Below are 1,439 nucleotides of genomic sequence, written 5' to 3'. Positions count from 1 at the left end.
ACCCACTACATCGCCCGATCCCTACTCGAAACCGGCGGATTCAGACCCCAACTACACCGTCAATCATGAAGAGCCTGTAATCGGGTTGCGGGGCTCGCGGCACGTCGGTGGCCTTACGCGTTGATCCTGGCGACGGTGCTCGTCTCCGTGCACTTCCTCGCGTACGGACTCGCGGCCCATTGGGGCTCGTCGCAGTGGGGCAGTTACGGCCAATGCGTCGGGAGCGCCGCTACGTTCGCCGCTGTCGTCATCGCACTCCGAGAGTCGTTTCGAGGTCAGCGTGCCAGAGCGGTTGACCACGAGGTGTCGCGCCGACGTGAATGTCTGAAAGCGGTTGGCGATGCGTGGACCGGGCTGACGCAGATGTCGTTGTATTTGACGTTCTTCACGGACTACCTTGAAAATCTCCCCGACGCATTTAACCCAAATATCCAGCGACAGGACAACGTCCCACCAGATAGACCTGGAGAACCGCTTGCATATGAAATTGGTGCACGGGTTCAAGAATTCGTTAATAGGTGGACTGATCTTGTTGAGCCTCCTCTCTTTGTTGCGCTAGCGCTTCTGAAAGACACACCTTTTGACGAATCAATGAAAGACATAAATGCGAAGATCCGGCACCTTACGGAGAAAGAGCTTCCGGGAGTACTTGACGTCGGAATTCGTGGACGTCGCCCTGACGTTGCGTCTCTGGACGCGACGTGGAAGGAGATATTGCGACAGCGCGAAGGGCATCTCAATCTCGCTCGAAAGCACTTCAGCCTTAATCTTCGCGCAGTTGAATCGGAACTATCTGAGTTGTCATAGGAGATAACGAATGGGTGCGGTTTATTTGCTCGGCGCCGGTTTCAGTCGCGCGATAAGCGGCGAGATGCCGATGATGAACGAACTGTCAGCTGCAGTACAGGCGATAGTCCCAGATATCCCAGGGGCATCAACGCCAGTGTCGCGCAATTTCGAGCAGTGGCTCAGCTATCTCGTAGACGTCCCGCCCTGGCCGTCGCAGGGCGATCAGTTGCGCAACCAAGCTGCGTTCAACGATGTCGCGCTCGCCGTGCACCATGTGCTCGACGAGCGTCAGACAGCCGCGGTTGCACATGGCACCTGCCCAGGCTGGCTGCCCAAGCTAATCCGCTATTGGCAGGCAACAGATTCAACGGTCATCACCTTCAACTACGACCTGCTCGTCGAATTGGCATGGAGTATCGAGTTAGATAACGGCGCCTTTCAACCCACGAGGCTTTTCCCTGTTCCTTTGACTTCGATTGCTGCGCGAACAGGTGCAGTGCTGGGCGGTTCGCCACCCGCTTCGGGCCTGCAACTGCTGAAGTTGCATGGCTCACTCAACTGGCGTTACTCAGGTGTTGACCGTCTCTCTGGATGGCTATCACGGGGTGGCCATTCGTCATTGATCTTGCCGATGTGATCGGTGGCGTGGC

The 1,439-nt window shown here is 56.8% G+C and carries 1 protein-coding gene; it reads left to right on the top strand.

What is annotated here, in order from left to right:
- Window positions 1–817: 817 nt before the first annotated feature.
- The gene (locus tag ACJH6H_RS29695; RefSeq protein ID WP_406776387.1) at window positions 818–1,426 is read left to right on the top strand and encodes a hypothetical protein; all 609 of its coding nucleotides are present in this window, start codon (window positions 818–820) and stop codon (window positions 1,424–1,426) included.
- Window positions 1,427–1,439 lie beyond the last annotated feature (13 nt).

The sequence above is a fragment of the Mycobacterium sp. SMC-21 genome, assembly GCF_045310825.1.
Classification (GTDB): domain Bacteria; phylum Actinomycetota; class Actinomycetes; order Mycobacteriales; family Mycobacteriaceae; genus Mycobacterium.
The sequence above is the reverse complement of the archived record's forward strand: the minus strand, read 5'-3'. Positions and strand labels throughout refer to the sequence as shown.